We start from the raw sequence: 25,571 nt of genomic DNA, 5'->3' as shown, positions 1-25,571 counted from the left end.
GTCAAAAAGCGGGCATGCCACGTGGATCGCGGGCACTTGGTGACACTGCAACATCGGCGACAAGGCGATCCACCACAGAGCGGAGGACTCAGAGCATGGCCGGCGCGATGCGCAAGATGGCGGTCTACCTCGGCCTCGTGGAGGACGATGGGTACGACGGCCGGGGCTTCGACCCCGACGACGACTTCGAACCCGAGCCGGAGCCCGAGCGGGACCACCGGCGGCATCAGCCCCCGCACCAGATGGAGCGCGAGGAGCCGGTGCGGGTAGTGCAACCCCCCGCGCCGCGCGAGCCGGTGGCGCATGTCGCGCCCCCGCTGCCCGCCGAGAGCGGGCGTCCGGCCCGGATCGCCCCCGTGGCATCCATCACACCTGAACGTCCGAGTCTGGAGAAGAACGCGCCGGTGATCATGCCCAAGGTCGTGTCCGAGCGGGAGCCGTACCGCATCACCACTTTGCACCCCCGGACCTACAACGAGGCCCGTACCATCGGGGAACACTTCCGTGAGGGCACTCCGGTGATCATGAACCTCACGGAGATGGACGACACCGACGCGAAGCGACTTGTCGACTTTGCCGCCGGCCTGGTCTTCGGCCTCCACGGGAGCATTGAACGGGTGACCCAGAAGGTCTTCCTCCTCTCTCCTGCTAACGTCGACGTCACGGCGGAGGACAAGGCCCGCATCGCAGAGGGCGGATTCTTCAACCAGAGCTGAGAAAAACGCCGTCGGGACAACCCCGGCCGGGAGGCCGGGCCACGTGAGCACAGGGGAGAGGGAAGCACGGCATGGGTGTCGCACTACAGGTGGTTTACATCGCGTTGGTGTGCTTCCTGGTCGTGTTGTTCTTCCGGTTGGTCATGGACTACGTCTTCCAGTTCGCTCGTTCATGGCAACCCGGGAAGGTGATGGTGGTCCTCCTTGAGGCCACCTACACTGTCACCGATCCACCACTCAAGCTTCTTCGGCGGTTCATCCCGCCGTTGCGTTTCGGGGGCGTGGCACTCGACCTGTCCTTCTTCGTTCTGATGATCATCGTCTACATCCTGATCTCCCTCGTGGGACGTTTCGCGGGGTGAACGGGGCAACTGTGGACGATACGGTCTTGCCGACTGCCGACGACTACGTAGAGGTGAAGAAGAGATGCCGCTGACCCCCGAGGACGTGCGGAACAAGCAGTTCACAACCGTCCGACTCCGAGAAGGCTACGACGAGGACGAGGTCGATGCCTTTCTCGACGAGGTCGAGGGCGAACTGACCCGCCTGCTCCGCGAGAACGAGGACCTGCGCGCCAAGCTGGCCGCGGCGACCCGAGCGGCGGCGCAGAACCAGCAGCAGGGCATGCGCAAGGGCCCCGAGCCGCAGGACCAGCGGCCGCAGGGTCCCGTGCCCGCTGCCATATCCGGACCCCCGGTCCAGCAGCAGCCGCCGCAGATGGGTCCCCCCCAGCTGCCCGGTGGTGCTCCGCAGCTGCCGGCCGGTCCGAGTCACGGCGGTCCGAACCACGGCGGTCCCAACCACGGCGGTCCCAACCACGGCGGCCCCATGCAGGGCGGTCCGATGCAGGGCGGTCCGATGGGCGGCCCCGGCCAGATGCAGGGCGGCCCCATGGGCGGTCCGCAGATGGGCGGCATGGGCGGTCCGATGCAGGGTGGTCCGATGGGCGGCCCCGGTCAGATGCAGGGCGGCCCCATGGGCGGCCACCCGCAGCAGATGCCCGGCCAGGGCCCCGGTGGCGACAGCGCCGCGCGGGTGCTCTCGCTGGCGCAGCAGACCGCCGACCAGGCGATCGCGGAGGCCCGTTCCGAGGCCAACAAGATCGTCGGTGAGGCGCGTTCGCGCGCCGAGGGCCTGGAGCGGGACGCCCGCGCCAAGGCCGACGCGCTGGAGCGGGACGCCCAGGAGAAGCACCGCGTCGCGATGGGCTCGCTGGAGTCCGCCCGCGCCACGCTGGAGCGGAAGGTCGAGGACCTGCGCGGGTTCGAGCGCGAGTACCGCACCCGTCTGAAGTCGTACCTGGAGAGCCAGCTCCGCCAGCTGGAGACCCAGGCCGACGACTCGCTCGCCCCGCCGCGGACCCCGGCTGCCGCCTCGCTGCCGCCGGCCCCCTCGATGGCCTCCGCCGGAGCGCCCTCGATGGGTCACTCCATGGGCGGCGGCCCCTCGATGGGCTCCCCGATGAGCGGTGGTCCGTCCTACGGCGGTCAGCAGCAGATGGCGCCCGCGATGACCCAGCCGATGGCTCCGGTCCGCCCGCAGGCTCCGCAGCCGATGCAGCAGGCGCCGTCGCCGATGCGCGGTTTCCTGATCGACGAGGACGACAACTGACGGGGCGGCGCCGCGCCGCCTGAGCGCGTAGCCCGTCGGCAGTCTGTACCACGAGGGCCGGGCCCGGACAATCGTCCGGGCCCGGCCCTTGGGTGTGCCCGGGTTCCCCGGCGGCCCCGGGTGGCGCGTGGTGGCGTGGGGCGGTTCACGGGTCCGGTGGTACGAAGACGCCGTATCCGCCACCGGAGCACGGTGGCCGATACGGCGTCTCGGGTACCGGGCAGCCGGTTTCGGCAGGCCGGGCCCGCGGAAACCGGAAGGGCCGGTGGCCGGGACCCCGGAGGTCCCGGCCACCGGCCCTCCGGCTCACACCTTGCGCAGGTGGAAGGTGAGTCCCAGCGGCTCGTCCGTGAAGGCCGGGCCGTACGAGGAGTCCGGCGCGGTCTCGGCGAAGGAGGTCGCCAGGACCTCGTCCGCGATCAGCGCGGAGTGCTCGTTCAGCGCCCGGGCCGTCTCCTCGGCGGGGGACGACCAGACGACCGCGATCCGGTCCGCGACGTCCAGTCCGCTGTTCTTACGGGCCTCCTGGATCAGCCGGATCGCGTCCCGGGCCAGCCCGGCCAGCCGCAGTTCCGGAGTGATCTCCAGGTCCAGGGCAACCGTGGCGCCCGAGTCGGAGGCCACCGACCAGCCCTCGCGCGGGGTTTCGGTGATGAACACCTCGTCCGGGGTGAGCGTCACCGTCTCGCCCTCGACCTCCAGGGTGGCTTCGCCCCCGCGCAGCGCCAGGGCCAGCGCGGCCGCGTCGGTCTCGGCGACCGCTCGCGCCACCGCCTGCACGCCCTTGCCGAACCGCTTGCCCAGCGCCCGGAAGTTCGCCTTGGCGGTGGTGTCCACCAGCGAGCCGCCGACCTCGGCCAGCGAAGCCAGCGACGAGACGTTCAGCTCCTCGGTGATCTGGGCCCGCAGCTCGGGGGAGAGGGCGTCGAAACCGGCCGCCGCGACCAGGGCGCGCGACAGGGGCTGCCGGGTCTTGACGCCCGACTCGGCCCGCGTCGCCCGGCCCAGCTCGACCAGCCGCCGCACCAGCGCCGTCTGCCGGGACAGCTCCGGGTCGACCGCGGCGGCATCGGCCACCGGCCACTCGGTGAGATGCACCGACTCGGGCGCCCCCGGGGTGACCGGGACGACCAGGTCCTGCCAGACCCGCTCGGTGATGAACGGCGTCAGCGGGGCCATCAGCCGGGTCACCGTCTCGACGACCTCGTGCAGGGTGCGCAGCGCGGCCGCGTCGCCCTGCCAGAAGCGGCGCCGGGAGCGGCGCACGTACCAGTTCGACAGATCGTCGACGAAGGACGACAGCAGCTTTCCGGCGCGCTGGGTGTCGTACCCTTCCATCGCCTCCGTGACCTGCTCGATCAGCGTGTTCAGCTCGCCGAGCAGCCAGCGGTCCAGCACCGGGCGGTCCGCCGGGGCCGGGTCGGCCGCGGACGGCGACCAGCCGGAGGTCCGGGCGTACAGCGCCTGGAAGGCCACGGTGTTCCAGTAGGTGAGGAGGGTCTTGCGGACCACCTCCTGGATCGTCGAGTGGCCCACCCGCCGGGCCGACCAGGGCGAGCCGCCCGCGGCCATGAACCAGCGGACCGCGTCCGCGCCGTGCTGGTCCATCAGCGGGATGGGCTGGAGGATATTGCCCAGGTGCTTGGACATCTTCCGGCCGTCCTCGGCGAGGATATGGCCGAGGCAGACCACGTTCTCGTAGGACGACTTGTCGAAGACCAGGGTGCCGACCGCCATCAGCGTGTAGAACCAGCCGCGGGTCTGGTCGATGGCCTCGGAGATGAACTGCGCCGGATAGCGCTGCTCGAACAGCTCCTTGTTCTTGTACGGGTAGCCCCACTGCGCGAACGGCATGGACCCCGCGTCGTACCAGGCGTCGATGACCTCGGGCACCCGGGTCGCCGTACCGGAGCACTGCGGGCAGCCGAAGGTGATGTCGTCGATGAACGGGCGGTGCGGGTCCAGCTCCGACTGGTCGGTTCCGGTCAGCTCCGACAGCTCGGCACGCGAGCCGACACAGGTGAGGTGGTTCTCCTCGCAGCGCCAGACCGGCAGCGGGGTGCCCCAGTAGCGGTTGCGGGAGAGCGCCCAGTCGACGTTGTTGTTGAGCCAGTCGCCGAAGCGGCCGTGCTTGACCGAGTCGGGGAACCAGTTGGTGTTCTCGTTCTCCTCGATCAGCCGGTCCTTGACCGCGGTGGTGCGGATGTACCAGGAGGGCTGGGCGTAGTAGAGGAGGGCGGTGTGACAGCGCCAGCAGTGCGGGTAGCTGTGCTCGTACGGCAGATGGCGGAAGAGCAGTCCCCGGGCGCCGAGGTCCGCGGTGAGCGCCTCGTCGGCCTTCTTGAAGAAGACGCCGCCGACCAGCGGCAGGCCCTCCTCGAAGGTGCCGTCGGGGCGGACCGGGTTGACCACGGGCAGACCGTAGGCGCGGCAGACCTTGAGGTCGTCCTCGCCGAAGGCCGGAGACTGGTGGACCAGGCCCGTACCGTCCTCGGTGGTCACATAGTCGGCGTTGACCACGAAGTGCGCGGGCGCCGGGAACTCGACCAGGTCGAAGGGGCGCCGGTAGGTCCAGCGCTCCATCTCGGCACCGGTGAACGACTGCCCCGTCGTCTCCCAGCCCTCGCCGAGGGCCTTCGCCACCAGCGGCTCCGCGACGACGATCTTCTCGGTGCCGTCGGTGGCGACGACATAGGTGACCTCGGGGTGGACGGCCACCGCGGTGTTGGACACCAGGGTCCACGGGGTCGTCGTCCACACCAGCAGCGCGGCCTCGCCGGCCAGCGGGCCCGAGGTCAGCGGGAAGCGGACATAGACCGAGGGGTCCACGACCGTCTCGTACCCCTGGGCCAGCTCGTGGTCCGACAGACCCGTGCCGCAGCGGGGGCACCAGGGCGCCACCCGGTGGTCCTGCACCAGCAGGCCCTTGTCGAAGATCTGCTTCAGCGACCACCAGACGGAGTCGATGTACTCCGGCTTCATCGTCCAGTAGGCGTCGTCGAGGTCGACCCAGTAGCCCATGCGCTCGGTCAGCTCGGCGAAGGCGTCGGTGTGCCGGGTCACCGACTCGCGGCACTTGGCGTTGAACTCGGCGATGCCGTACGCCTCGATGTCCTGCTTGCCGGAGAAGCCCAGCTCCTTCTCGACGGCCAGCTCCACGGGCAGCCCGTGGCAGTCCCAGCCGGCCTTCCGGGCGACGTGGTAGCCGCGCATCGTACGGAACCGGGGGAAGACGTCCTTGAAGACGCGGGCCTCGATGTGGTGGGCGCCGGGCATGCCGTTGGCGGTCGGGGGGCCCTCGTAGAAGACCCACTCCGGGCGGCCCTCGGACTGGGCCAGGCTCTTGGCGAAGACCTTGTTCTCGCGCCAGAAGTCGAGCACGGCGTGCTCCAGCGCGGGCAGGTCGACCTGGGCGGGCACCTGGCGGTACTGCGGGGGTGTCATGGGCGAACTCCTCCGGCGGACAGATTCTCTTCCGTCGGAGGGACGAGAGCCTCCGGCTCCCGCGGTACCACCCTCCTTGGCGGCGCGCGGCGCACCGCCCCCTCATTGGGGTCGCGACGCCGGTTCTAGTCGCCGTACGGGCCGGGCCCGCGGCTTTCTTCCGGCAGCTCCGGGGTGATCCTTCGCATCGCGCTCGCCCCCGGGCTCGCACCGTCCCCGGGTCGCTCATGGCTGCGTACGACGCTACTCGTCCCCATCCAAGCCTTTCGCTCAGCCCAGTGTACGGGCCCGGACGGGCGCCGCCGAACGGATTCCGGGCGGGCCCGCAGGCTGACCCGAACGGTCCAGGAGAGCCGGATCCCCGGCCGGGGGCGGACGACCCGCCGGGGAGCCGGGCCCGGCCGGGGGACGGGTCCGTTCCGCCCGCTCCGGGGCGACCGCGGAGGCGGCGTGCCCCGTTTGCCGCGGGGCTCGGGTCGATTTATCGTCCCAGCACGATTCGCGAACAAGATCACGGTATGTGAAGGGGTCGCGGCCATGGTGGCGAAGAAGACCGCTGCGAAGAAGAGCGCTGCGACCGGGGCCGCGGCGGAAGAGGGCGCGGGGGAGGCCCCCGCGAAGAAGGCTGCGCCCGCCAAGAAGGCGGCCGCCAAGAAGGCGGCGCCCGCGAAGAAGGCGGCCGCGCCCGCGAAGAAAGCGGCTGCCAAGAAGACCGCCGCGGCGAAGAAGGCCGCACCCGCGAAGAAGGCAGCCGCGAAGAAAACCGCCGGGACCACGAAAAAGGCTGTGAAACAGACAGGAGCCAGAACAGTGGCAGCGAAGAAGACCGTGGCCGTCGGGGAGAGCCCCTCGGCGGTGCCCACCGCCCGCGCGGGGGCCGCCTCCGCCGACGAGCTGGCCGTACGGCCCGGCGAGGAGCCGTGGACCCCTGCGGAGGTCGCCGAGGCCCGGTCCGTCCTCACCGCCGACATCGCCCGGCTCAACGCCGAGCGGGCCGCCTCCGAAGCGGCCCTCGCCGGGCTGATGCGGGACTCCGGCGACGGCGCGGGCGACGACGACGCCGACACCGGCACCAAGAACATCACCCGCGAACACGAGCTGTCCCTGGCGGCGAACGCCCGCGAGACCCTGGAACAGACCGAGCGGGCCCTCCTCCGGCTCGACGCCGGCACCTACGGGATCTGCGAGAACTGCGGCAAACCGATCGGAAAGGCCCGGATGCAGGCCTTCCCGCGGGCCACGCTCTGTGTGGAGTGCAAGCAGAAGCAGGAGCGGCGGGGCTGACGCCACGGGCGTGACGTACCCTCGTGGACACATTGACCTAGGTTGAGGGACTCACGTGGCAGAGGCGGAGCGCATCATCGGTACGCCGGACAACGAAGCCGAGGCCGGCGGGGCCGAGGCCCCCGCCGATGAGCCCAGGGGCCGGCGCAGGATCGCGGTGCTCCTCGGGGTCGCGGTGGTGGCCTATCTGATCGACCTGATCACCAAGACGATCGTGGTCGAGAAGCTGGAGCACCGGCCGTCCATCGAGGTCGTCGGCGATCTGCTGAAGTTCACGGCGGTACGGAACCCGGGCGCCGCCTTCGGTATCGGCGAGGCCTTCACCGTGATCTTCACGGCCATCGCGGCGGTGGTGATCGTCGTCATCGTCCGGCTGGCCCGCAAGCTCTACAGCCTGCCCTGGGCCATCGCCCTGGGTCTGCTCCTCGGCGGCGCGCTGGGCAATCTCACCGACCGGATCTTCCGGTCCCCCGGGGTCTTCAAGGGCGCCGTCGTCGACTTCATCGCCCCCGCGCACTTCGCCGTCTTCAATCTGGCCGACACCGCGATCGTCTGCGGCGGCATCCTCATCGTGATCCTCTCCTTCCGGGGCCTCGACCCGGACGGAACCGTCCACAAGGACTGAGCGGGGCCCTTGCCGGGCGGCCCGGGCGGGTCCGGGGCGGGCCGCCGGTCCGTCCGGGGCCGCCGGGCAAGGCATACTCGGACGGGTGAGTACGCTTCCCGAGATCCGCACCCTGCCCGTACCGGACGGCCTGGAGGGCGAGCGCGTCGACGCCGCCATCTCCCGGATGTTCGGTTTCTCCCGCACCAAGGCGGCCGAGCTGGCCGCGGCGGGGAAGGTGCAGGTCGACGGCGCCGTCGTCGGCAAGAGCGAGCGGGTCCACGGCGGCGCATGGCTGGAAGTCGAGATGCCGCAGGCGCCCGCGCCGGTCCAGATCGTCGCCGAGCCCGTCGAGGGCATGGAGATCGTCCACGACGACGACGACATCGTGGTGATCGTCAAGCCCGTCGGGGTCGCCGCGCACCCCAGCCCCGGCTGGACCGGTCCGACCGTGATCGGCGGGCTCGCGGCCGCCGGCTACCGGATCTCCACCTCCGGCGCGGCCGAGCGGCAGGGCATCGTGCACCGGCTGGACGTCGGCACCAGCGGGCTGATGGTCGTCGCCAAGTCCGAGCGCGCGTACACCCTGCTCAAGCAGCAGTTCCGGGAGCGCACCGTCGACAAGCGCTACCACGCGCTGGTGCAGGGCCACCCGGACCCGATGAGCGGCACCATCGACGCGCCCATCGGGCGCCACCCCAACCACGACTACAAGTGGGCCGTCACCGCCGAAGGCAAGCCGTCCGTCACCCACTACGACCTCATGGAGGCGTTCCGGGCGGCATCCCTGCTGGACATCAAGCTGGAGACCGGCCGCACCCACCAGATCCGGGTCCACATGTCCGCGCACCGGCACCCCTGCGTGGGCGACCTGACATACGGCGCGGACCCGACCATGGCGAAGCGGCTCGGCCTGACGCGGCAGTGGCTGCACGCGGTCCGGCTGGGCTTCGAGCACCCCTCCGACGGGCGCTGGGTGGAGTACGAGAGCGGATACCCGGAGGACTTGCAGTCGGCGCTGGACCGCATCGCCGCTGAGAGCGCGTAGCGCTCACCATTCGGGGTTCCTGGCCCCCCGGGGGCGGTGTTTCCCGCGGGGTGCGGGTTGCTTCTGCGCCTCAAACGCCGGCGGGGCTGAAAAGCTTTGTGACCGTTGCTTCGTGGGGTCGTGACCGGTCTTGTCTGGGTTCGGGTGTGTCGTGGGCCTCCGGGCTCACCTCCTCGCCACGTGCGATGCACCGCCCTGAAGCGCGTCCGGTCTTGTCGCCCGTGGCTGCGGGGGCGACCCTGCACCCCACTCCCACGTGATCCCGACTTGAACAGCACCGCAAAGCCCCTGGTGATGTCGCGCGTCACCGGGGGAGGACACATCTTGCGGTCACCCGGGTCGGAGGGTGTGCCTCACTCGGGGTGCGGGCACGCCCCGGGGATGTGTTCACCCCGGAGTGCGGGCTTACCTGTCGGCGGCTTGGGGTCCGGGGCTTCCATGCAACGGGTCCGTGGGGAGGGGGGTGCAGGGTCGCCCCCGCAGTGGGCTGCGACAGGTAAGGGTTTCCCCGGGGGCGGTGCATCGCAGGCCGCGAGGAGGTGAGCCCGGAGGCCGCCGACCTGCCCGAACCAGACAGGACCGGGTGACGACCCCACGAAGAGCGGGACTCGACCACCGTTGGAGCACCCGCACCCGGCAAGGGCAGCAGGTACGAGTACCCAGGGGCGCGAGGAACTGCGCGACCAGCCACACACCGGCCGCACCCGGACACCCAACCCCGGCCACCCACGGCGCCGGCGCCCGGGCTACCCCCAGCGGGAGGCGGCTCGGCGCGGGGGGCGGGCAAAGTGGGGGGAACGTGGCAATCTGGGGGCGTCGTCGGCCCGGAGGGGGCGTGTGGACCAGGTCGCGTTGCTGTTGGGGCTGATGTTCGGTGCCGTGGTGACCGTACCGCTGGGGGACCGGCTCGACCTTCCCGCGCCCGTGCTGATGACCCTCGTCGGCGCGGGCGTCGCGTTCCTGCCCTTCGTGCCGAACGTCGACATCCCGCCCGAGTTCATCCTGCCGCTCGTACTGCCGCCCCTGCTGTACGCGGCCGTGCAGCGCACCTCCTGGCGGCAGTTCACCGCCAATCTCCGGCCCATTCTGCTGCTCGCGGTCGCCTTGGTCTTCGTGACGACGGCGGCGGTCGCGTTCGTGGTGAACGCGCTCGTCCCCGGGCTGCCGATCGCCGCGGCGGTGGCCCTCGGGGCGCTGGTCGCGCCCCCGGACCCGGTCGCGGCGACCGCGGTCGCGGGGAAGCTGGGGCTGCCCCGGCGGCTGGTGTCGATTCTGGAGGGGGAGGGGCTGTTCAACGACGTCACCGCGATCGTGCTGTACCACGTGGCGATCGCCGCCGCCGTCACGGGCTCCTTCTCGCTGCCGTCGGCGGCCTGGCAGCTGGTGCTCTCGGCGGTGGTCGCCGTCGCGGTCGGGGTGGCCACGGGCTGGCTGTCCAACAAGCTGATGGGCTTTCTCGGGGACGCCACTCTCCAGGTCGGCCTCACCCTGATGGTGCCGTTCGTGAGCTATGTGGTCGCCGAGGAACTGCACGGCTCCGGGGTGCTCGCGGTGCTGACCACCGCCCTGTTCCTCGCGGAGCACGCGGCCGACGCGGACGACGTGATGGGACGGCTGGCCGGGAACACCTTCTGGGGCATCGTGGACACCCTGGTCACCGGCGCGGCGTTCGGGCTGATCGGGCTGGAGCTGCGGAACGTCTTCGGCACGGCCGACGGCCAGGTGCTGCGGATGCTGGGCTGGGGCGCGATCACCACCGCGGTGGTGATCGGCGTACGGCTGCTCTGGCTGCTGCCGGCGACCTGGCTGGCCCAGAAGCTGCACGGGAAACGGGACTACGACGAGGACATCCCGGTGAGCTGGCGGGAGACCGTGGTGGTGTGGTGGTCGGGGATGCGCGGGGTGGCCTCGGTGGCCCTGGCCCTGGCGATCCCGCTGGCCACGGACGACGGCAGCCCGTTCCCCGGCCGGGACGAGATCGTTTTCATCGCGTTCGTGGTGATCCTCGCCACCCTGCTGCTCCAGGGCCTCACCCTGCCCTGGCTGGTGAAGCGGCTCGGCGTACGGGCCGACACCGACCAGGAGCGTGCCCTGGAGCACCGGCTGGCGCTCCGCGCGGCGCACGCCGCCCGGCACCGGCTCAAGGAGATCGAGGAGGTCGAGGAGCTGCCGGAGGAGGTGAGCGAGCGGCTGCACCGTACGGCGTACGAGGTGGGGGTCAGGATCAGCCCCGACATCGTCGACGAGGAGCGCCGCGACTTCTACGCCCGGCGGGTGGAGCGGCTGCGGGCCGTCCAGCGGATCCAGCGGGAGATGCTGTCGGCCGCCCGCCACGAGGTGCTGGCGGCCCGCAGCGAGCCGGGTTCCGATCCGGAGATCGTCGACCGGGTGCTGCGCCATCTGGACGTCCGCAGCCTGCGTTAAAGAGGAGTCATTCCCGCTGGTGCCCCACCTCCGCCCGGTCGGCGCCCCGCCCCTGGCCGGGCGCGGGCACGGTGGCGATCCGGGGGAGGGCGTACGGATGCTCCTCGTACAGCCAGGTGATCATCCGCTCCCGTACCTCGCAGCGGATCGTCCACAGGTCGTCCGGGTCCTTCGCGGTGACCACGGCCCGGACCAGGATGGTCGTCGGGGTCGTGTCGGTGACCGCGAGGGACTGGTCCCGCCGGTCCCACGCCGGATGCTCCCCGACGATCTCGGCGAGCCGCTGCCGCATCAGCGGGACGGGCGCGGAGTGGTCGAGGTGGAAGAAGACCGAACCGGTCATCCGGATGCTGCCGCGCGACCAGTTCTCGTACGGCTTGGCGGTGAAGTACGAGACCGGCATGGTGATCCGCCGCTCGTCCCAGGTCCGGACGGTGAGGGCGGTGAGGGTGATCTCCTCGACGATGCCCCACTCCCCGTCCACGACCACGGTGTCCCCGATCCGGACCATGTCGCCGAAGGCGATCTGGAGACCGGCGAAGAGGTTCCCGAGGGTGGACTGGGCGGCGACGCCCGCGACGATGCCGAGTACCCCGGCCGAGGCCAGCATCGAGGCCCCCACCCCGCGCATCGCGGGGAACGTCAGCAGCATCGCCGCGAACGCGACCACCCCGACGACGGCGACGACGACCCGCTGGATGAGGGTGACCTGGGTACGGACCCGGCGGACCCGGGCCGCGTCACCGGCGCCCGCCGCGTACCGGCGGTAGGCGGATTCCACGACGGCCGCGGCGACCCGGACCACCAGCCAGGCCGAAGCCCCGATCAGTACCAGTGTCAGCACCTGGCCGATACCGCGTTCGTGCCGTTCCACGATGCCGATGCCGGTCTGCCGGTACGCGCCTCTGAGCAGCGCGGCGCAGAGCACGAACTGCAGCGCGGGCCGGCCGCGGCGCAGCAGGCCCCACAGCGGGGTTTCGGGGTGCCGGGTGTCGGCACGTTTGAGCAGGCGGTCGACGGCCCAGCCCACCAGCAGGGTGAGGACGACCGAGCCGCCTATGACGATCCAAGGGCGTAGCGCGTTCTCCATGTCAGGGAACGTAACCTGACCCGATGGACATCATGCTTTTTCATTCGGCCTACGGTCTGCGGCCCGCCGTACGCGCGGCGGCCGCCCGCCTGGAGGAGGCGGGGCACCGGGTGTGGACGCCCGATCTCTACGACGGGCAGGTCTTCGACACGGTCGAGGAGGGCATGGCCCACAAGGACGGGATCGGGCGGGACGAGCTGCTCCGCCGGGCGGTGACCGCCGCCGCGCCGCATTCGGAGGGCGGGCTGGTCTACGCCGGGCTGTCGCTGGGTGCCTCGGTGGCCCAGAACCTGGCGCTCGGTGACGAGCGGGCCCGTGGTCTGGTGCTGCTCCACGGGACCTCGGACATCGCGCAGGACGCGACCGCCGACGGGCTTCCGGTCCAGCTCCATATCGCCGATCCGGACGCTTTCGAGCCGCACGACTGGCAGACCGCCTGGTATCTCGGGATGGGCCGGGCGGGGGCCGATGTGGAGGTCCACCGCTACCCGGGCGCCGGGCACCTGTACACCGACCCGGAGCTGCCGGACTGGGACGAGGAGGCCGCCGAGCAGACCTGGCGGGTGGTGCTGGCCTTCCTGGCGGAGCTGGACGAGCAGCGGGAGCAGGGCTGACCGGTGCCGGTGCGGGCCCGCCCGGGTGCGGGCCCGCGGGCGGGCGTCAGTACACCGGCGCGTCCGCCCGCTCCACCTTCCGGCTGCCGGCCGTGGTGCGGTACGAGCGGGCCCAGGCGGCGGTCGCGTTCCGGTCGGCGCGGTCCGACAGGACGTAGTAGTCCATCTGCGAGCGCTCGGCGGTGACATCGAGCACGCCGTAGCCGTGACCGTCCATGTCGACCCACTTCACATGGCGGTTGGCGGCCTTGATGGCGGTTCCGGCGACCACCGAGGCGGTCCGCGGCGGTACGTTCAGCAGATCGTCCAGATTGTCCGAGGTGACCGAGGTGACGACGAACTCGGTCGCCACCGAGCCGGACGCCGGATAGGTCGCCGCCCGGGTCGGGACGTCGTTCGCCCAGGCCATATGGATATCACCGGTGAGGAAGACGGTGTTGTCGATCCGCCGCTCGGTCAGATGGTCCAGCAGCTCCCGGCGGTCGTCGGTGTAGCCGTCCCACTGGTCGGTGCTGATCGTCAGGCCCTCCTTGGGCAGTCCGAGCAGCTCGGCGACCGGGGCGAGCAGATGGGCGGGCAGGGCGCCGAAGGCCACCGGGGAGATCATCACGGAGGTGCCGACGAGCTGCCAGGCGGCGTCCGAGCCGGCGAGCCCGGCCTTCAGCCAGTCCAGCTGGGCGCGGCCGGTGATGGTCCGCTCGGGGTCGTCCACTCCACCGCTGCCGAAGCCGGACTGCTGCGAGCGGAAGGAGCGCAGGTCGAGCAGGTGCAGATCGGCGAGCCTGCCGAAGCGGAGCCTGCGGTAGACGGTGCCCTCGGTGGAGGCGCGGACCGGCATCCACTCGAAGTACGCCTGCCGGGCGGCGGCCGCCCGGACCGCGAAATCGCCCTCGGTGCCCGGGGTGTGGTTCTCCGCGCCGCCCGACCAGGCGTCGTTGGCGATCTCGTGGTCGTCCCATATGGCGATCACGGGGTGGGCCGCGTGCAGTGCCTGGAGGTCGGGGTCGGTCTTGTAGGTGGCGTGCCGCAGCCGGTAGTCGGCGAGGGCGACGATCTCGTGCTCGGGCACATGGCGGCGGACCGTCCCGGCCGGCTTCGGGTAGGTGCCGGTGCCGTACTCGTAGAGGTAGTCGCCGAGGTGGAGGACGGCGTCCAGATCGGTACGGGCGGCGAGATGGCGGTACGCCGAGAAATAGCCGGACTCCCAGTTGGCGCAGGACACCACGCCGAGCCGGAGCCGGTCGGCCGGGGCGTCGGCGGCCGGGGCGGTGCGGGTGCGGCCGGCCGGTGAGACGGCGCCCGCGGCGGTGAACCGGAACCAGTAGGCGGTGCCCGGGCGGAGACCGCGGACATCGGCCTTCACGGTGTGGTCGGTGCCGGCGGCCGCGGTGGTGTCGCCGCGGGCGGCGAGCCGGGTGAACTCCCGGTCCTCGGCCACCTCCCAGCCGACGAGGGTGTCGGGGCCGAGGCCCGAGCCGGGGACGGCGTCGTCGGTGGGGGTCACCCGGGTCCAGAGCAGTACGCCGTCGGGCAGCGGGTCGCCGGAGGCGACGCCGTGCCGGAAGACGGCGGCCGCGGAGCGGGCCGGGACCCCGGCGGCGACGGCGGGGGAGACGGCAGAGAGGGCCACCGGTACGGCGGCGGTGGCCGCGGCGGCTCTGACGACCGTGCGGCGGCTGGGAGTTGACGGAATTCGACTGGTCACGGCGCGTCAGATTACCGGTAAGTAGCCCCGGGGGGAGCCCCTGTTTCCGCGCTGTGGCGTGTCGTTGCGGGGCAGGGGTGGTTTCCGGACCGTTTCCGGACAATCAGGGGTACGGTTCCGGCCCGGAGCGGGTCGTTTCGGCCAGAGGCGGAAACCCCGGCCGCTCCGGAAACGCGGGCGGCCCCGGGAACGTGTGGTTCCCGGGGCCGCCCGCGGTGCCGCTGCCGTTGGCCGTCGACCGGCGGTGCCGTCAGCTCGTGGCGCCGGCGGTCAGCGCCTTGTCGACCGCCTTGCGGTACTCGGCGGCGTTCGAGGGGGCACTGTCGGAGCCTTCCCCGGTGATCTTCTTGCCGTCCATCTTCAGCGTCGGCGTGCCCTTGACGCCGCTCTTGTCGAACTTGTCCGACATCTTCATCGCCCAGGCGTCGAAGGTGCCGTCCTTGACGTCCTTCTCGAACGCCGTGTTGTTCTTCAGGGCCGGGACCGAGTCCGCGACCTTCAGCAGATAGGAGTCCTTCGCGAAGTCGTCCTTGCTCTCGGTGGGGAAGAACTGCTTCGAGTACAGGGCGGCCTTGAAGTCGGTGAACGCCTCGGGGCTGACGTTCAGCGCCGCGCCCAGCGCGCTCAGCGCGTTCTTCGAGCCCTCGCCCCGGGTCGCGTTGTCGAGGAAGGTGGCGCCCACGTACTGGACCTTGTACTTGCCCGCGGCGACGTCCTGCTTCATCGTCTCGCCGACGGCCTGCTCGAAGGAGGCACAGGCCGGGCAGCGGGAGTCCTCGTAGACCTCCAGCGTCTTCTTCGCCTCCGGCTTGCCGATCACGACGGTCGTGCCGTTGGTGCCGGTGGTGTTCTTCGGCGCGCTGACCGTCTTGGCGTCCTTGGCGGCTTCCCAGGTGTCCGGCTCGTTGGCCTGCATCACCGCGTAGCCGATACCGCCGGCCAGGGCGAGGACCGCGACGGTGGAACCGGCGACGATCAGCTGGCGGCGCGCCCGCTCCTTCTTGGCCTGCGCCTCGCGCTCCAGCCGGATCCGCTCGCGGGCCGCGGCCTTGTTCGCCTTGCTGTTCCGTGTGCTCATGCTGCATTCACTCCGTATGGGGACGTATCCGTGGAGGTGGATACGGAAGCCGGTGGGGAAGAGGGAAAAGAAAGAAAAAGGGGGTGGACGTTCGCGCCGGGCGTGCGGTCGCGCGCCGGGGCACGGAGGCGTCCGGGGGCGTGCCCGCGCGGGGCGCGGCATCCGGACGGCGCGCCGGAACCGCCGGACGGGGCCGGGCGGGGACGCGGAGGGTTACCGGGCTGCTACGCGGCGAGCGCGAGGGACGCCGCGGGACGCGGGGGACCCCGCCGCCCGAGGGCGTGCACCAGCAGCAGGGTGCGGAAGGCGGTCCGGCGCGGCGCGGGCCGCGGGGCCCGGCGGGCGGGGCGGACCGCGGCGACCACGGCGGCGACGGCCAGCAGCAGGGGACGGAAGGCGTACGCCTCCACGGTCCGCAGCAGGCTCGCGACGGCCGCCTCGCCCTGCCAGAGCCAGAGCGAGGCCAGCAGGCCGACCGCGATATGTACGGCGAGCAGCAGCCAGGGGGTGGCCGGGCCGGGGGACCCCAGCACGCCGGTGGTGCCCGCACCGGCGCCGGTCATCCCGGGCAGTCCGGTGCCGACCGGGCCGCCGCAGAGCACATCCAGCCCGAGCGCCCGCAGGGAGCCGGTGACCGGACCTCCGCCGGGGCCGTAACAGGCGTTCTGGCTGCCGTTGAACACGGTGTCGGCGGCCAGCTCCAGCGGTACCAGCACCCCGGCGATGGCCCGGAAGCCGCGCTCACGGCCCGAGAGGGCGTAGGCGACGGCGAAGACGCCCGCGGCGAGCGCGGCCACCGTGAACCACGGCAGCGGGGCCGCGGAGAGCAGCACGTGCGAAGCCGCGGACAGCGTCACGACCACTGCCGTGAAGATCGCCGCCCGCAGCATCCGAAGCCGCTTCCCGGAAAAGTCCATCGTCTGTGAGTGTGCCATGCCCATGTGAAAGACGGCTTAAAGGTCCGGCTGCCCGCAGGACCCCGGCCCACCGCGGGCCGGAGGCCCCGCGGGGCAGGTCAGAGGCCCGGTATCCGGCCGTTCCTGAAGAGGTCGACGAAGATCTGGTGGTCCTGCCGGGCCCGGCTCCCGTAGGAGTGGGCGAAGTCGGTCAGCAGCTTGGCGAAGCCCTCCTCGTCGGCCGCGATCGCCGCGTCGATGGCGCGCTCGGTGGAGAACGGCACCAACGAGTGGCCGCTCTCCTCGTCCGCGGCGGAGTGCATGGTGGCGGTGGCCCGGCCGAGGTCGGCGACGACCGCCGCGATCTGCGCCGGATCGTCGAGATCGGACCAGTCCAGGTCGACCGCGTACGGGGAGACCTCCGCGACGAGCTGTCCGGCGCCGTCCAGCTCGGTCCAGCCCAGCCAGGGGTCGGCATGGTCCTGGAGGGCGCGCTGCGAGATCACCGTACGGTGGCCCTCGTGGTGGAAGTAGCCCCGCACGGCCGGGTCCGTGATGTGCCGGGAGACGGCCGGGGTCTGCGCCTGCTTCATATAGATGACGACATCGTTCTCCAAGGCGTCGCTGTTGCCCTCCAGCAGGATGTTGTACGAGGGCAGCCCGGCGGAGCCGATACCGATGCCGCGCCGCCCCACGACGTCCTTCACCCGGTACGAGTCGGGCCGGGCCAGGCTGGACTCGGGCAGTGTCTCCAGATAGCCGTCGAAGGCGGCCAGCACCTTGTAGCGGGTGGCCGCGTCCAGCTCGACGGAGCCGCCGCCGGGCGCGAAGCGCCGCTCGTAGTCGCGGATCTCGGTCATGGAGTCGAGCAGCGAGAAACGGGTCAGCGACCGGGCGTCACGGAGCGCGTCCAGCAGCGGACCCTCCGCGGTGTCCAGGGTGAACGGCGGCACCTCGGCGCCGCGCGCCCCGGTGGCCAGGGCGCTGATCCGCTCCCGGTAGGCGGCGGCGAAGATCTGCACCAGCTCGGTGATCTGCCGGTCGGAGAGGGCCTTGGTGTAGCCGGTCAGCGCCAGGGAGGCGGCGAGCCGCTTCAGATCCCAGGTGAACGGTCCGACATAGGCCTCGTCGAAGTCGTTGACGTTGAAGATGAGCCGGCCGGTGGAGTCCATATAGGTGCCGAAGTTCTCCGCGTGGAGATCGCCGTGGATCCACACCCGGCTGGTCCGCTCGTCCAGATACGGCCCGTCGGCGAACGCCCCGTCGCCCCGGCCGGCGTGCTCCCGCTCCAGGTCGTGGTAGAAGAGGGCGGCCGTACCCCGGTAGAAGGCGAAGGCCGAGGCCGCCATCTTCCGGAACTTGACCCGGAAGGCGGCCGGATCGGCGGCCAGGAGCTCGCCGAAGGCCGTACCGAAGACGGCGAGGATCTCCTCGCCGCGCTCGCGGGCCGTGGGATCGGCGGGGTGCGGAACGGGCATTGCGGTGCGCCTCCTGCGAAGGGGTGGAACGGGAAATCCCGGCGGGGCCGGGAGGAGAACGGTCCTCCTCCCCTCCAACGCCCGGCGGCTCCCGGAGGTGCCCGCCCCGGGGGCCGTGGAGGTGCCGTGGGGGTGCCGTGGCGGGTGTCCGCCACCGCCCGCGGCTGTCGGCGGGGAGCCGTAGACTTCGACGCTGTCCCCCTAGACACTCCGCCGTCCCCCCGCCCCGCCGTTCTCTGGAGGCCCCCGCCGTGACGAAGCCGCCCTTCACGCATCTGCACGTACACACGCAGTACTCGCTGCTGGACGGTGCGGCACGGCTGAAGGACATGTTCGCCGCGTGCAACGAGATGGGCATGACCCATATCGCGATGACCGACCACGGGAATCTGCACGGGGCGTACGACTTCTTCCACACGGCGGTGAAGGCGGGCGTGACGCCGATCATCGGCATCGAGGCGTACGTCGCCCCGGAGTCCCGGCGGAACAAGCGCAAGATCCAGTGGGGGCAGCCGCACCAGAAGCGGGACGACGTCTCCGGTTCGGGCGGTTACACCCACAAGACCATCTGGGCGGCGAACAGCACCGGTCTGCACAATCTCTTCCGGCTCTCCTCGGACGCCTATGCCGAGGGCTGGCTCCAGAAGTGGCCCCGGATGGACAAGGAGACCATCGCCCAGTGGTCCGAGGGGCTGATCGCCTCCACCGGCTGCCCCTCGGGCGAGCTCCAGACCCGGCTGCGGCTGGGGCAGGAGAAGGAGGCGCTCCAGGCGGCCTCCGACTACCAGGACATCTTCGGCAAGGACCGGTACTTCCTGGAGCTGATGGACCACGGGATCGAGATCGAGCGGCGGGTCCGGGACGGGCTGCTGGTGATCGGCAAGAAGCTCGGGATCCCCCCGCTGGTCACCAACGACTCCCACTACACGTACTCCCACGAGGCCACCGCCCACGACGCCCTGCTCTGCATCCAGACCGGCAAGAACCTCTCCGACCCGGACCGGTTCCGGTTCGACGGCTCCGGCTACTACCTGAAGTCGACCGACGAGATGTACGCGGTCGACTCGTCGGACGCCTGGCAGGAGGGCTGCCGCAATACGCTGCTGGTCGCCGAGCAGGTCGACACCACCGGGATGTTCCAGGCCCGGAACCTGATGCCGAAGTTCGACATCCCCGAGGGGTACACCGAGGTCACCTGGTTCCAGGCCGAGGTCCGCACCGGGATGGAGCGCCGCTTCCCCGGCGGGGTCCCGGACGACCGGGCCCGCCAGGCGGAGTACGAGATGTCGGTCATCATCGACATGGGGTTCCCGGGATACTTCCTCGTCGTCGCCGACTTCATCATGTGGGCCAAGCGCAACGGCATCGCGGTGGGCCCGGGCCGTGGCTCCGCGGCCGGCTCGATCGTGGCGTACGCGATGGGGATCACCGACCTCGACCCCATCGAGCACGGACTGATCTTCGAGCGCTTCCTCAACCCCGAGCGCATCTCGATGCCCGATGTCGACATCGACTTCGACGAGCGCCGGCGCGTCGAGGTCATCCGGTACGTGACCGAGAAGTACGGCGCCGACAAGGTCGCCATGATCGGCACCTACGGCAAGATCAAGGCCAAGAACGCCATCAAGGACTCCGCCCGGGTCCTCGGCTATCCGTACGCGATGGGCGACCGGCTCACCAAGGCCATGCCCGCCGATGTCCTGGGCAAGGGCATCGAGCTCTCCGGCATCACCGACCCCTCGCACCCCCGCTACGGCGAGGCCGCCGAGATCCGCGGGATGTACGAGAACGAGCCGGATGTGAAGAAGGTCATCGACACCGCCCGGGGTGTCGAGGGCCTGGTCCGGCAGATGGGTGTGCACGCGGCCGGCGTGATCATGTCCAGCGAGCCGATCGTGGACCACGCCCCGGTCTGGGTCCGGCACACCGACGGTGTCACCATCACCCAGTGGGACTACCCGCAGTGCGAGTCGCTGGGCCTGCTGAAGATGGACTTCCTCGGCCTGCGGAACCTCACCATCATGGACGACGCCGTCAAGATGGTGAAGGCGAACAAGGGCGTCGAGCTGGACATGCTCTCCGTCCCGCTGGACGACCCGACGACGTACGAACTGCTCTGCCGCGGTGACACGCTCGGCGTCTTCCAGTTCGACGGCGGGCCGATGCGGTCCCTGCTGCGGCTGATGAAGCCCGACAACTTCGAGGACATCTCCGCCGTCTCGGCCCTCTACCGGCCGGGCCCGATGGGCATGAACTCCCACACCAACTACGCGCTGCGGAAGAACAAGCAGCAGGAGATCACCCCCATCCACCCGGAGCTGGAGGAACCGCTCCGGGAGGTCCTCGACCTCACCCACGGCCTGATCGTCTACCAGGAGCAGGTGCAGAAGGCCGCCCAGATCATCGCGGGCTACTCGCTCGGCGAGGCCGACATCCTCCGCCGGGTGATGGGCAAGAAGAAGCCCGAGGAACTGGCGAAGAACTTCACGATCTTCCAGGCCGGTGCCCGGAAGAACAACTATTCGGACGAGGCCGTCCAGGCGCTCTGGGACGTGCTGGTCCCCTTCGCCGGATACGCCTTCAACAAGGCCCACTCCTCCGCGTACGGCCTGGTCACCTACTGGACCGCCTATCTCAAGGCGAACTACCCCGCCGAGTACATGGCGGCGCTGCTGACCTCGGTCAAGGACGACAAGGACAAGTCGGCGGTCTATCTCAACGAGTGCCGCCGGATGGGCATCAAGGTCCTGCCGCCCAATGTCAACGAGTCCCAGTCGAACTTCGCCGCCCAGGGCGACGACGTCATCCTCTTCGGTCTCTCCGCCGTCCGGAACGTCGGCACCAACGTGGTCGACTCGATCATCCGCTGCCGCAAGTCCAAGGGGAAGTACGGATCCTTCCCCGACTTCCTGGACAAGGTCGAGGCCGTCGTCTGCAACAAGCGGACCGTGGAGTCGCTGATCAAGGCCGGCGCCTTCGACGAGATGGGCCACACCCGCAAGAGCCTGGTCGCCCACCACGAACCCATGATCGACAATGTGGTCGCGGTCAAGCGCAAGGAGGCCGAGGGGCAGTTCGACCTCTTCGGCGGCATGGGCGACGAGGACAGCGACGAGCCCGGCTTCGGTCTCGATGTGGAGTTCTCCGACGTCGAGTGGGAGAAGGCGTATCTCCTCGCCCAGGAGCGCGAGATGCTCGGCCTCTATGTCTCCGACCACCCGCTCTTCGGTATCGAGCACGTCCTGTCCGACAAGTCGGACGCGGCGATCTCCCAGCTCACCGGCGGGGAGCACGCCGACGGCGCGGTCGTCACCATCGGCGGCATCATCTCCGGCCTCCAGCGGAAGATGACCAAGCAGGGCAATGCCTGGGCCATCGCCACCGTCGAGGATCTGGCCGGCTCCCTGGAGTGCATGTTCTTCCCCGCCACCTACCAGCTGGTCTCCACCCAGCTGGTCGAGGACACCGTCGTCTTCGTCAAGGGACGCCTGGACAAGCGGGAGGACGTGCCCCGGCTGGTCGCGATGGAGCTGATGGTCCCCGACCTCTCCTCGGCCGGGACCAACGCGCCGGTGATCGTCACCATTCCGACCGTGAAGGTCACCCCGCCGATGGTCACCAGGCTGGGGGAGATCCTCAGCCACCACCGGGGCAACACCGAGGTGCGGATCAAGCTCCAGGGGCCGCGGAGCACCACGCTCCTCCGGCTCGACCGGCACCGGGTCCAGCCCGATCCGGCGCTCTTCGGCGATCTGAAGGTCCTGCTCGGACCGTCCTGCCTGGCGGGCTGACGGCCGTCGCCGGGCCCGGCCGCGGCCCGCGGCAGTGAGGGGCGCACCCGTTGTCACGGGTGCGCCCCTCACTCCGTTCCGCACCGTCCGCACGGTTCACGTCCCTGACGGACGGGTCGGTGCCGGAAGAGCCGGTGCCGGACGGGACCGGTCAGTTGCGGCCGGTCAGTTGTGGCCGAAACGCCTCTGGTGCTTGCGGGCCACATCCGCCGGACTGCCCTGGGCCTGCGTCTGCGGCCTGTTCTGGGCTTCGTACGCGGTGGACTTCGCCTGCTCCTGCGCCTGCTCCGGCTGCGAAGAACGGTTCTGCTGACGATCCTTGCGGTTCTTGTTCTTGGCCATGGGAATGCCTCCACATCAAGGGGAACTCGTGGCAAGGGGCCTGTCTGGGACCGCGACCAGACTCACATATGGGCAGATACGCCGCATTTTGGATCATTGCGGTGGGTAAAGGTGCCTTGTCAAAGGTGTGAACCGGGGCCTCCTTCAGGGTTTCCACCGGGGCGCACCCGGGTTTCCGCCACGCCGAAGATCGAGTTCCGGCCGTCAACGCCGATCACGTCGGGCAGACTCGGTGCAAGCCCGGGGCGCGACCCCGGGCCGGTCCCGGGGTGAGCCGAAAGAGGGTGGAGCGCGTGGACCGCTGTGTTGTCCTGGTGGACGCCGGATATCTGCTGGGGGCGGCGGCTAGCCTGCTCGCCGGGGAACCGGCCCGCTCCCGGATCGCCGTCGACCACCCCGCCCTCGTCCAGGGCCTGCGGGAACTCGCCGAGAGCGACACCGAGCGGCCCCTGCTCCGTATCTACTGGTTCGACGGCGCCCCCGACCGGGTGCCCCAGCCCGAACACCGGCGGCTGCGCGTGATGCCCCGGGTCACGGTCCGGCTGGGCGCCCTGACCCGCAGCAGCGACGGCCGCTGGGCCCAGAAGGGCGTCGACGCCGCGATGCACGCGGAGCTGACCGAGCTGGCCAGAAACCATGCCTGCTCCGATATCGTCCTGGTCACCGGCGACGGGGATCTGCTGCCCGGACTGATGTCCGCCAAGGAGCACGGGGTCGCCGTCCACCTCTGGGCCGTCCAGGCCGCCGACGGCGACTACAACCAGTCCGAGGACCTGGTCGCCGAGGCCGACGAACGCCGGGTGCTGGACCGTTCCTGGATCACCCGGGCGGTCCGGGCCAGGGACCTCGGCGGACTCGGCGCCCCGCCGCCCGCACCCCGCCCCGAGATCGCCGCCATCCTCTCCGCACCGCTGCCCGAGGCCGCGATCGCCGCCGCCCAGGAGCGGGCCGCGGCGGAGGCGGCCGGCGCCGGAGCGGGCGCCGACGGGGAGCGGACACCCCCCGTGGTCCCGGTGGCCGACGGGGAACAGCCGGTGGCCCCGGCCGCCAAGGGGGTACCCACCCCCAAGGACCTGGCCGCCCTGCGGGCCCCCGGCACCCAGCTGCCCCAGCCGCCCGCCACCGCGACCCTCCGCTGGTCCTCCGACCGGGGCTGGATCGACCGGGCGGGCGCCCTCGGCGAACCGCCCGAGACCGCGTCCCTGCCCACCCTGGCCCAGCTGACCAGCGCGGAACAGCGGTGGGCCGACCGGGAGGAGGACATCACCACCGTCGGCGGCGACCCCTTCGAAGTCGGCCAGGTCTTCGCCCGCCGCTGGATGGACCGGCTCCCCGAGAACGGCCATGTGTCCAAGCTGTCCACCATGTACCCCCGGATTCCGCACCGTATCGACGGGGAGCTGCTGCGGTACGCGGCCCGCTTCGGACTGCTGGCGCACAAGGACGACCAGATCGACGAGCACGACCGCTATGCCATCCGCGCGGGCTTCTGGCGCGAGATCGACGTCCGCACCGCCGCCGAACACGCCCCGGCGGGCGAATAGCCGCCCGGGGCCGCGCTCCGGCACGGGGCACCCGGGCACGGCGGCGGTCCGGGGACCCCGTACTCTCGTACCTCGTGAGTACGGTGTGCGTGGTGCGGCGACTGGTGAAGACGTACCCTGCCGTGCGCGCCCGCCGGGGAGTACCCGCCACCCCCGAGGTCCGGGCCACCGACGGCATCAGCCTGGAGGTGCACGGCGGTGAGATCTTCGGACTGCTCGGGCCCAACGGCGCCGGGAAGTCCACCCTCGTCCGCCAGTTGACCGGTCTGATGCGCCCCGACGCGGGCGCCGTCGAGGTCCTCGGCCACGATCTCGTACGCCACCCCGAACGCGCCGCCCGGCTCATCGGCTACCTCGGCCAGGAGTCCACCGCGCTCGACGAACTGACCGTGGGACTCGCCGCCGAGACCACCGGCCGGCTGCGCGGCCTCGGCGTCCGCGAGGCCCGGGCCGAGCGCGACGCGGTCCTGGAGGAGCTGGGGCTGACCCCGCTCGCGGGCCGCGCCCTCAAGAAGCTCTCCGGCGGGGAACGCCGGCTCGCCTGTGTCGCCGCCGCGCTCGTCGGCGAGCGCCCGCTGCTCGTCCTGGACGAACCCACCACCGGTATGGACCCGGTCGCCCGCCGCGCCGTATGGTCCGCCGTGGACCGCCGCCGGGCCGAGCAGGGCACCACCGTCGTCCTCGTCACCCACAACGTCATCGAGGCGGAGACCGTCCTCGACCGGGTCGCCGTGCTGGACCGCGGGCGGGTCATCGCCTGCGACACCCCCGGCGGGCTCAAGGAACGGATCGCGGGCGAGGTACGGGTGGAGCTGGTGTGGCGGGAGCGGGCACCGCTGGACGTCCCGGAGGTCGCCGCGCTGCGCGCCTCCGCGCAGGAGTCCGGCCGCCGCTGGGTGCTCAGGCTGGCACCCGACGAGGCGCGCGCCGCCGTCGCGGCCGTCACGGGCGGCGCGGCCTTCGCGGCGCTCGACGACTTCTCGCTCGCGACGCCCAGCCTGGAGGACGTGTACTTGGCGCTCGGGGGGAACGCGACGAAGGGGCTGGTCAAGGCGTGAGCATCGTGCCCGTACAGACGGTGTCCGAACGGATCCGGACGACGGAGAAGAAGGAGCAGGGGCGGGCCGTGGACGCGGTGGCGGCCCCGGCCCCGCTGGCCCCCAGGGCCCGGCTGCTGCCCTCGCTGGCGGCGGTCTACCGGGCCCAGCTGTCCCGGGCCCGGGTGGCCCGGATCCCCCTGCTCTTCGTGGCGACCTTCCAGTCCGTCGGGATCATGGTCCTGATGCGCGGCGTCGTCGACGGCGGCGCCGAAGCCCGGGCCGTGGTGGCCGGCTCCTCCGTCCTGGTCGTCGCGTTCGTTGCGCTCAACCTCCTCGCCCAGTACTTCGGCCAGCTCCGCGGCAGCGGCGGACTCGACCACTACGCCACGCTGCCCGTGCCGCCCGCCGCCGTGGTCCTCGGCGCGGCCGGGGCGTACGCCTCCTTCACCGTGCCCGGGACGATCGTCACGGCCGTCACCGGCAGTCTGCTCTTCGGTCTGCCGATGACCCATCTCTGGATCCTGGTGGCCGTCGTTCCGCTCTGCGGCGCGGCGCTCGCCGGGCTCGGCGCGGCCCTCGGCCTGCTCGCCCCCCGCCCCGAACTCGCCACCCTCCTCGGCCAGCTCGGTATGTCCGCCGCGCTGCTGCTGGGTGTACTGCCCGCGGCCCGGCTGCCCGAGCCGATCGCGTACCTCCGCGAGCTGATGCCCTCCACCTACGGTGTCGAGGCTCTCGCGCGTACCTTCGACTCCCGGCCCGACTGGGCCGGAGTCGCCCTTCACCTGGGGGTCTGTGCCGTGGTCGGCGTGCTCTCGCTGACCGTCGCGACCTGGGCGTATCGTCGCGCGGCGGTCCGGTGAGG

At 71.2% G+C, this 25,571-nt stretch carries 19 protein-coding genes; 12 read left to right on the top strand and 7 right to left on the bottom strand.

The features are described from left to right. Window positions 1-95 precede the first annotated feature (95 nt). The 3 genes from ACWDR0_RS01770 to ACWDR0_RS01760 all read left to right on the top strand — a co-directional run bounded on the left by ACWDR0_RS01770 (window position 96) and on the right by ACWDR0_RS01760 (window position 2,327). The gene (locus ACWDR0_RS01770; protein ID WP_456349591.1) at window positions 96-716 is read left to right on the top strand and encodes a cell division protein SepF; all 621 of its coding nucleotides are present in this window, start codon (window positions 96-98) and stop codon (window positions 714-716) included. 71 nt (window positions 717-787) lie between these two features. After that, entirely contained in the window at window positions 788-1,078 is a 291-nt protein-coding gene (locus ACWDR0_RS01765; RefSeq protein WP_146479615.1) for a YggT family protein, read from the top strand. A 64-nt stretch (window positions 1,079-1,142) separates the two neighbouring features. Next, on the top strand, window positions 1,143-2,327 hold the full coding sequence (locus tag ACWDR0_RS01760) for a DivIVA domain-containing protein (protein WP_456349590.1): 1,185 nt from the start codon (window positions 1,143-1,145) through the stop codon (window positions 2,325-2,327). Between the two features lie 306 nt (window positions 2,328-2,633). Here ACWDR0_RS01760 and ileS read toward each other — a convergent pair whose 3' ends face one another. Beyond that, complete coding sequence (gene ileS, locus ACWDR0_RS01755; protein WP_456349589.1) at window positions 2,634-5,771, bottom strand: isoleucine--tRNA ligase; 3,138 nt, start codon at window positions 5,769-5,771, stop codon at window positions 2,634-2,636. Between the two features lie 537 nt (window positions 5,772-6,308). On the opposite strand from ileS, the gene ACWDR0_RS01750 reads away from it, so the two are divergent. From ACWDR0_RS01750 to ACWDR0_RS01735, 4 genes are all read left to right on the top strand, one after another. Then, window positions 6,309-7,055 (top strand): TraR/DksA family transcriptional regulator, encoded by a 747-nt coding sequence (locus tag ACWDR0_RS01750; protein ID WP_456349588.1) that lies wholly within the window; start codon window positions 6,309-6,311, stop codon window positions 7,053-7,055. A 55-nt stretch (window positions 7,056-7,110) separates the two neighbouring features. Beyond that, window positions 7,111-7,680, top strand: a complete 570-nt coding sequence (gene lspA, locus ACWDR0_RS01745) for a signal peptidase II (protein WP_456349587.1) — start codon at window positions 7,111-7,113, stop codon at window positions 7,678-7,680. Between the two features lie 85 nt (window positions 7,681-7,765). Beyond that, entirely contained in the window at window positions 7,766-8,707 is a 942-nt protein-coding gene (locus tag ACWDR0_RS01740) for an RluA family pseudouridine synthase (RefSeq protein ID WP_456349586.1), read from the top strand. 837 nt (window positions 8,708-9,544) lie between these two features. Beyond that, window positions 9,545-11,131, top strand: a complete 1,587-nt coding sequence (locus ACWDR0_RS01735) for a Na+/H+ antiporter (protein ID WP_456349585.1) — start codon at window positions 9,545-9,547, stop codon at window positions 11,129-11,131. A gap of 7 nt (window positions 11,132-11,138) precedes the next feature. Here ACWDR0_RS01735 and ACWDR0_RS01730 read toward each other — a convergent pair whose 3' ends face one another. Then, a complete protein-coding gene (locus ACWDR0_RS01730; RefSeq protein WP_456349584.1) occupies window positions 11,139-12,221 on the bottom strand; it encodes a mechanosensitive ion channel family protein in 1,083 nt (360 codons plus the stop codon). A 23-nt stretch (window positions 12,222-12,244) separates the two neighbouring features. Here ACWDR0_RS01730 and ACWDR0_RS01725 point away from each other — a divergent pair, with 23 nt between their 5' ends. Then, window positions 12,245-12,835 carry a dienelactone hydrolase family protein gene (locus ACWDR0_RS01725; protein ID WP_456349583.1) on the top strand — a complete coding sequence of 197 codons (591 nt, stop codon included), beginning with the start codon at window positions 12,245-12,247 and terminating at the stop codon, window positions 12,833-12,835. A 46-nt stretch (window positions 12,836-12,881) separates the two neighbouring features. Here the strand turns inward: ACWDR0_RS01725 and ACWDR0_RS01720 are convergent, their stop codons facing one another. From ACWDR0_RS01720 to ACWDR0_RS01705, 4 genes are all read right to left on the bottom strand, one after another. After that, on the bottom strand, window positions 12,882-14,540 hold the full coding sequence (locus ACWDR0_RS01720; protein WP_456349582.1) for an alkaline phosphatase D family protein: 1,659 nt from the start codon (window positions 14,538-14,540) through the stop codon (window positions 12,882-12,884). 250 nt (window positions 14,541-14,790) lie between these two features. Beyond that, window positions 14,791-15,618 (bottom strand): DsbA family protein, encoded by an 828-nt coding sequence (locus tag ACWDR0_RS01715; protein ID WP_456349581.1) that lies wholly within the window; start codon window positions 15,616-15,618, stop codon window positions 14,791-14,793. Between the two features lie 224 nt (window positions 15,619-15,842). After that, the gene (locus ACWDR0_RS01710; RefSeq protein ID WP_456349580.1) at window positions 15,843-16,535 is read right to left on the bottom strand and encodes a hypothetical protein; all 693 of its coding nucleotides are present in this window, start codon (window positions 16,533-16,535) and stop codon (window positions 15,843-15,845) included. A gap of 98 nt (window positions 16,536-16,633) precedes the next feature. Next, window positions 16,634-17,992: a DUF2252 domain-containing protein gene (locus tag ACWDR0_RS01705; protein WP_456349579.1), complete on the bottom strand. Its 1,359-nt coding sequence runs from the start codon at window positions 17,990-17,992 to the stop codon at window positions 16,634-16,636. A gap of 251 nt (window positions 17,993-18,243) precedes the next feature. On the opposite strand from ACWDR0_RS01705, the gene dnaE reads away from it, so the two are divergent. Then, complete coding sequence (dnaE, locus tag ACWDR0_RS01700) at window positions 18,244-21,783, top strand: DNA polymerase III subunit alpha (RefSeq protein ID WP_456349578.1); 3,540 nt, start codon at window positions 18,244-18,246, stop codon at window positions 21,781-21,783. Between the two features lie 165 nt (window positions 21,784-21,948). On the opposite strand, the gene ACWDR0_RS01695 is transcribed toward dnaE, so the two are convergent. Then, on the bottom strand, window positions 21,949-22,125 hold the full coding sequence (locus tag ACWDR0_RS01695; protein ID WP_456349577.1) for a hypothetical protein: 177 nt from the start codon (window positions 22,123-22,125) through the stop codon (window positions 21,949-21,951). A gap of 284 nt (window positions 22,126-22,409) precedes the next feature. Between ACWDR0_RS01695 and ACWDR0_RS01690 the strand changes: the two genes are divergently transcribed. From ACWDR0_RS01690 to ACWDR0_RS01680, 3 genes are all read left to right on the top strand, one after another. Continuing rightward, window positions 22,410-23,669, top strand: coding sequence for an NYN domain-containing protein (locus ACWDR0_RS01690; RefSeq protein ID WP_456349669.1), 1,260 nt, complete (start codon window positions 22,410-22,412; stop codon window positions 23,667-23,669). Between the two features lie 92 nt (window positions 23,670-23,761). Continuing rightward, window positions 23,762-24,727, top strand: coding sequence for an ABC transporter ATP-binding protein (locus ACWDR0_RS01685; protein WP_456349576.1), 966 nt, complete (start codon window positions 23,762-23,764; stop codon window positions 24,725-24,727). Then, the gene (locus ACWDR0_RS01680) at window positions 24,724-25,569 is read left to right on the top strand and encodes an ABC transporter permease (RefSeq protein WP_456349575.1); all 846 of its coding nucleotides are present in this window, start codon (window positions 24,724-24,726) and stop codon (window positions 25,567-25,569) included. The genes ACWDR0_RS01685 and ACWDR0_RS01680 overlap by 4 nt, the downstream gene beginning before the upstream one ends. Window positions 25,570-25,571 lie beyond the last annotated feature (2 nt).

Source organism: Streptomyces sp. NPDC003691, assembly GCF_053981115.1.
Note: the sequence above shows the minus strand (reverse complement) of the source record. Positions and strands in the feature narration are given on the sequence as shown.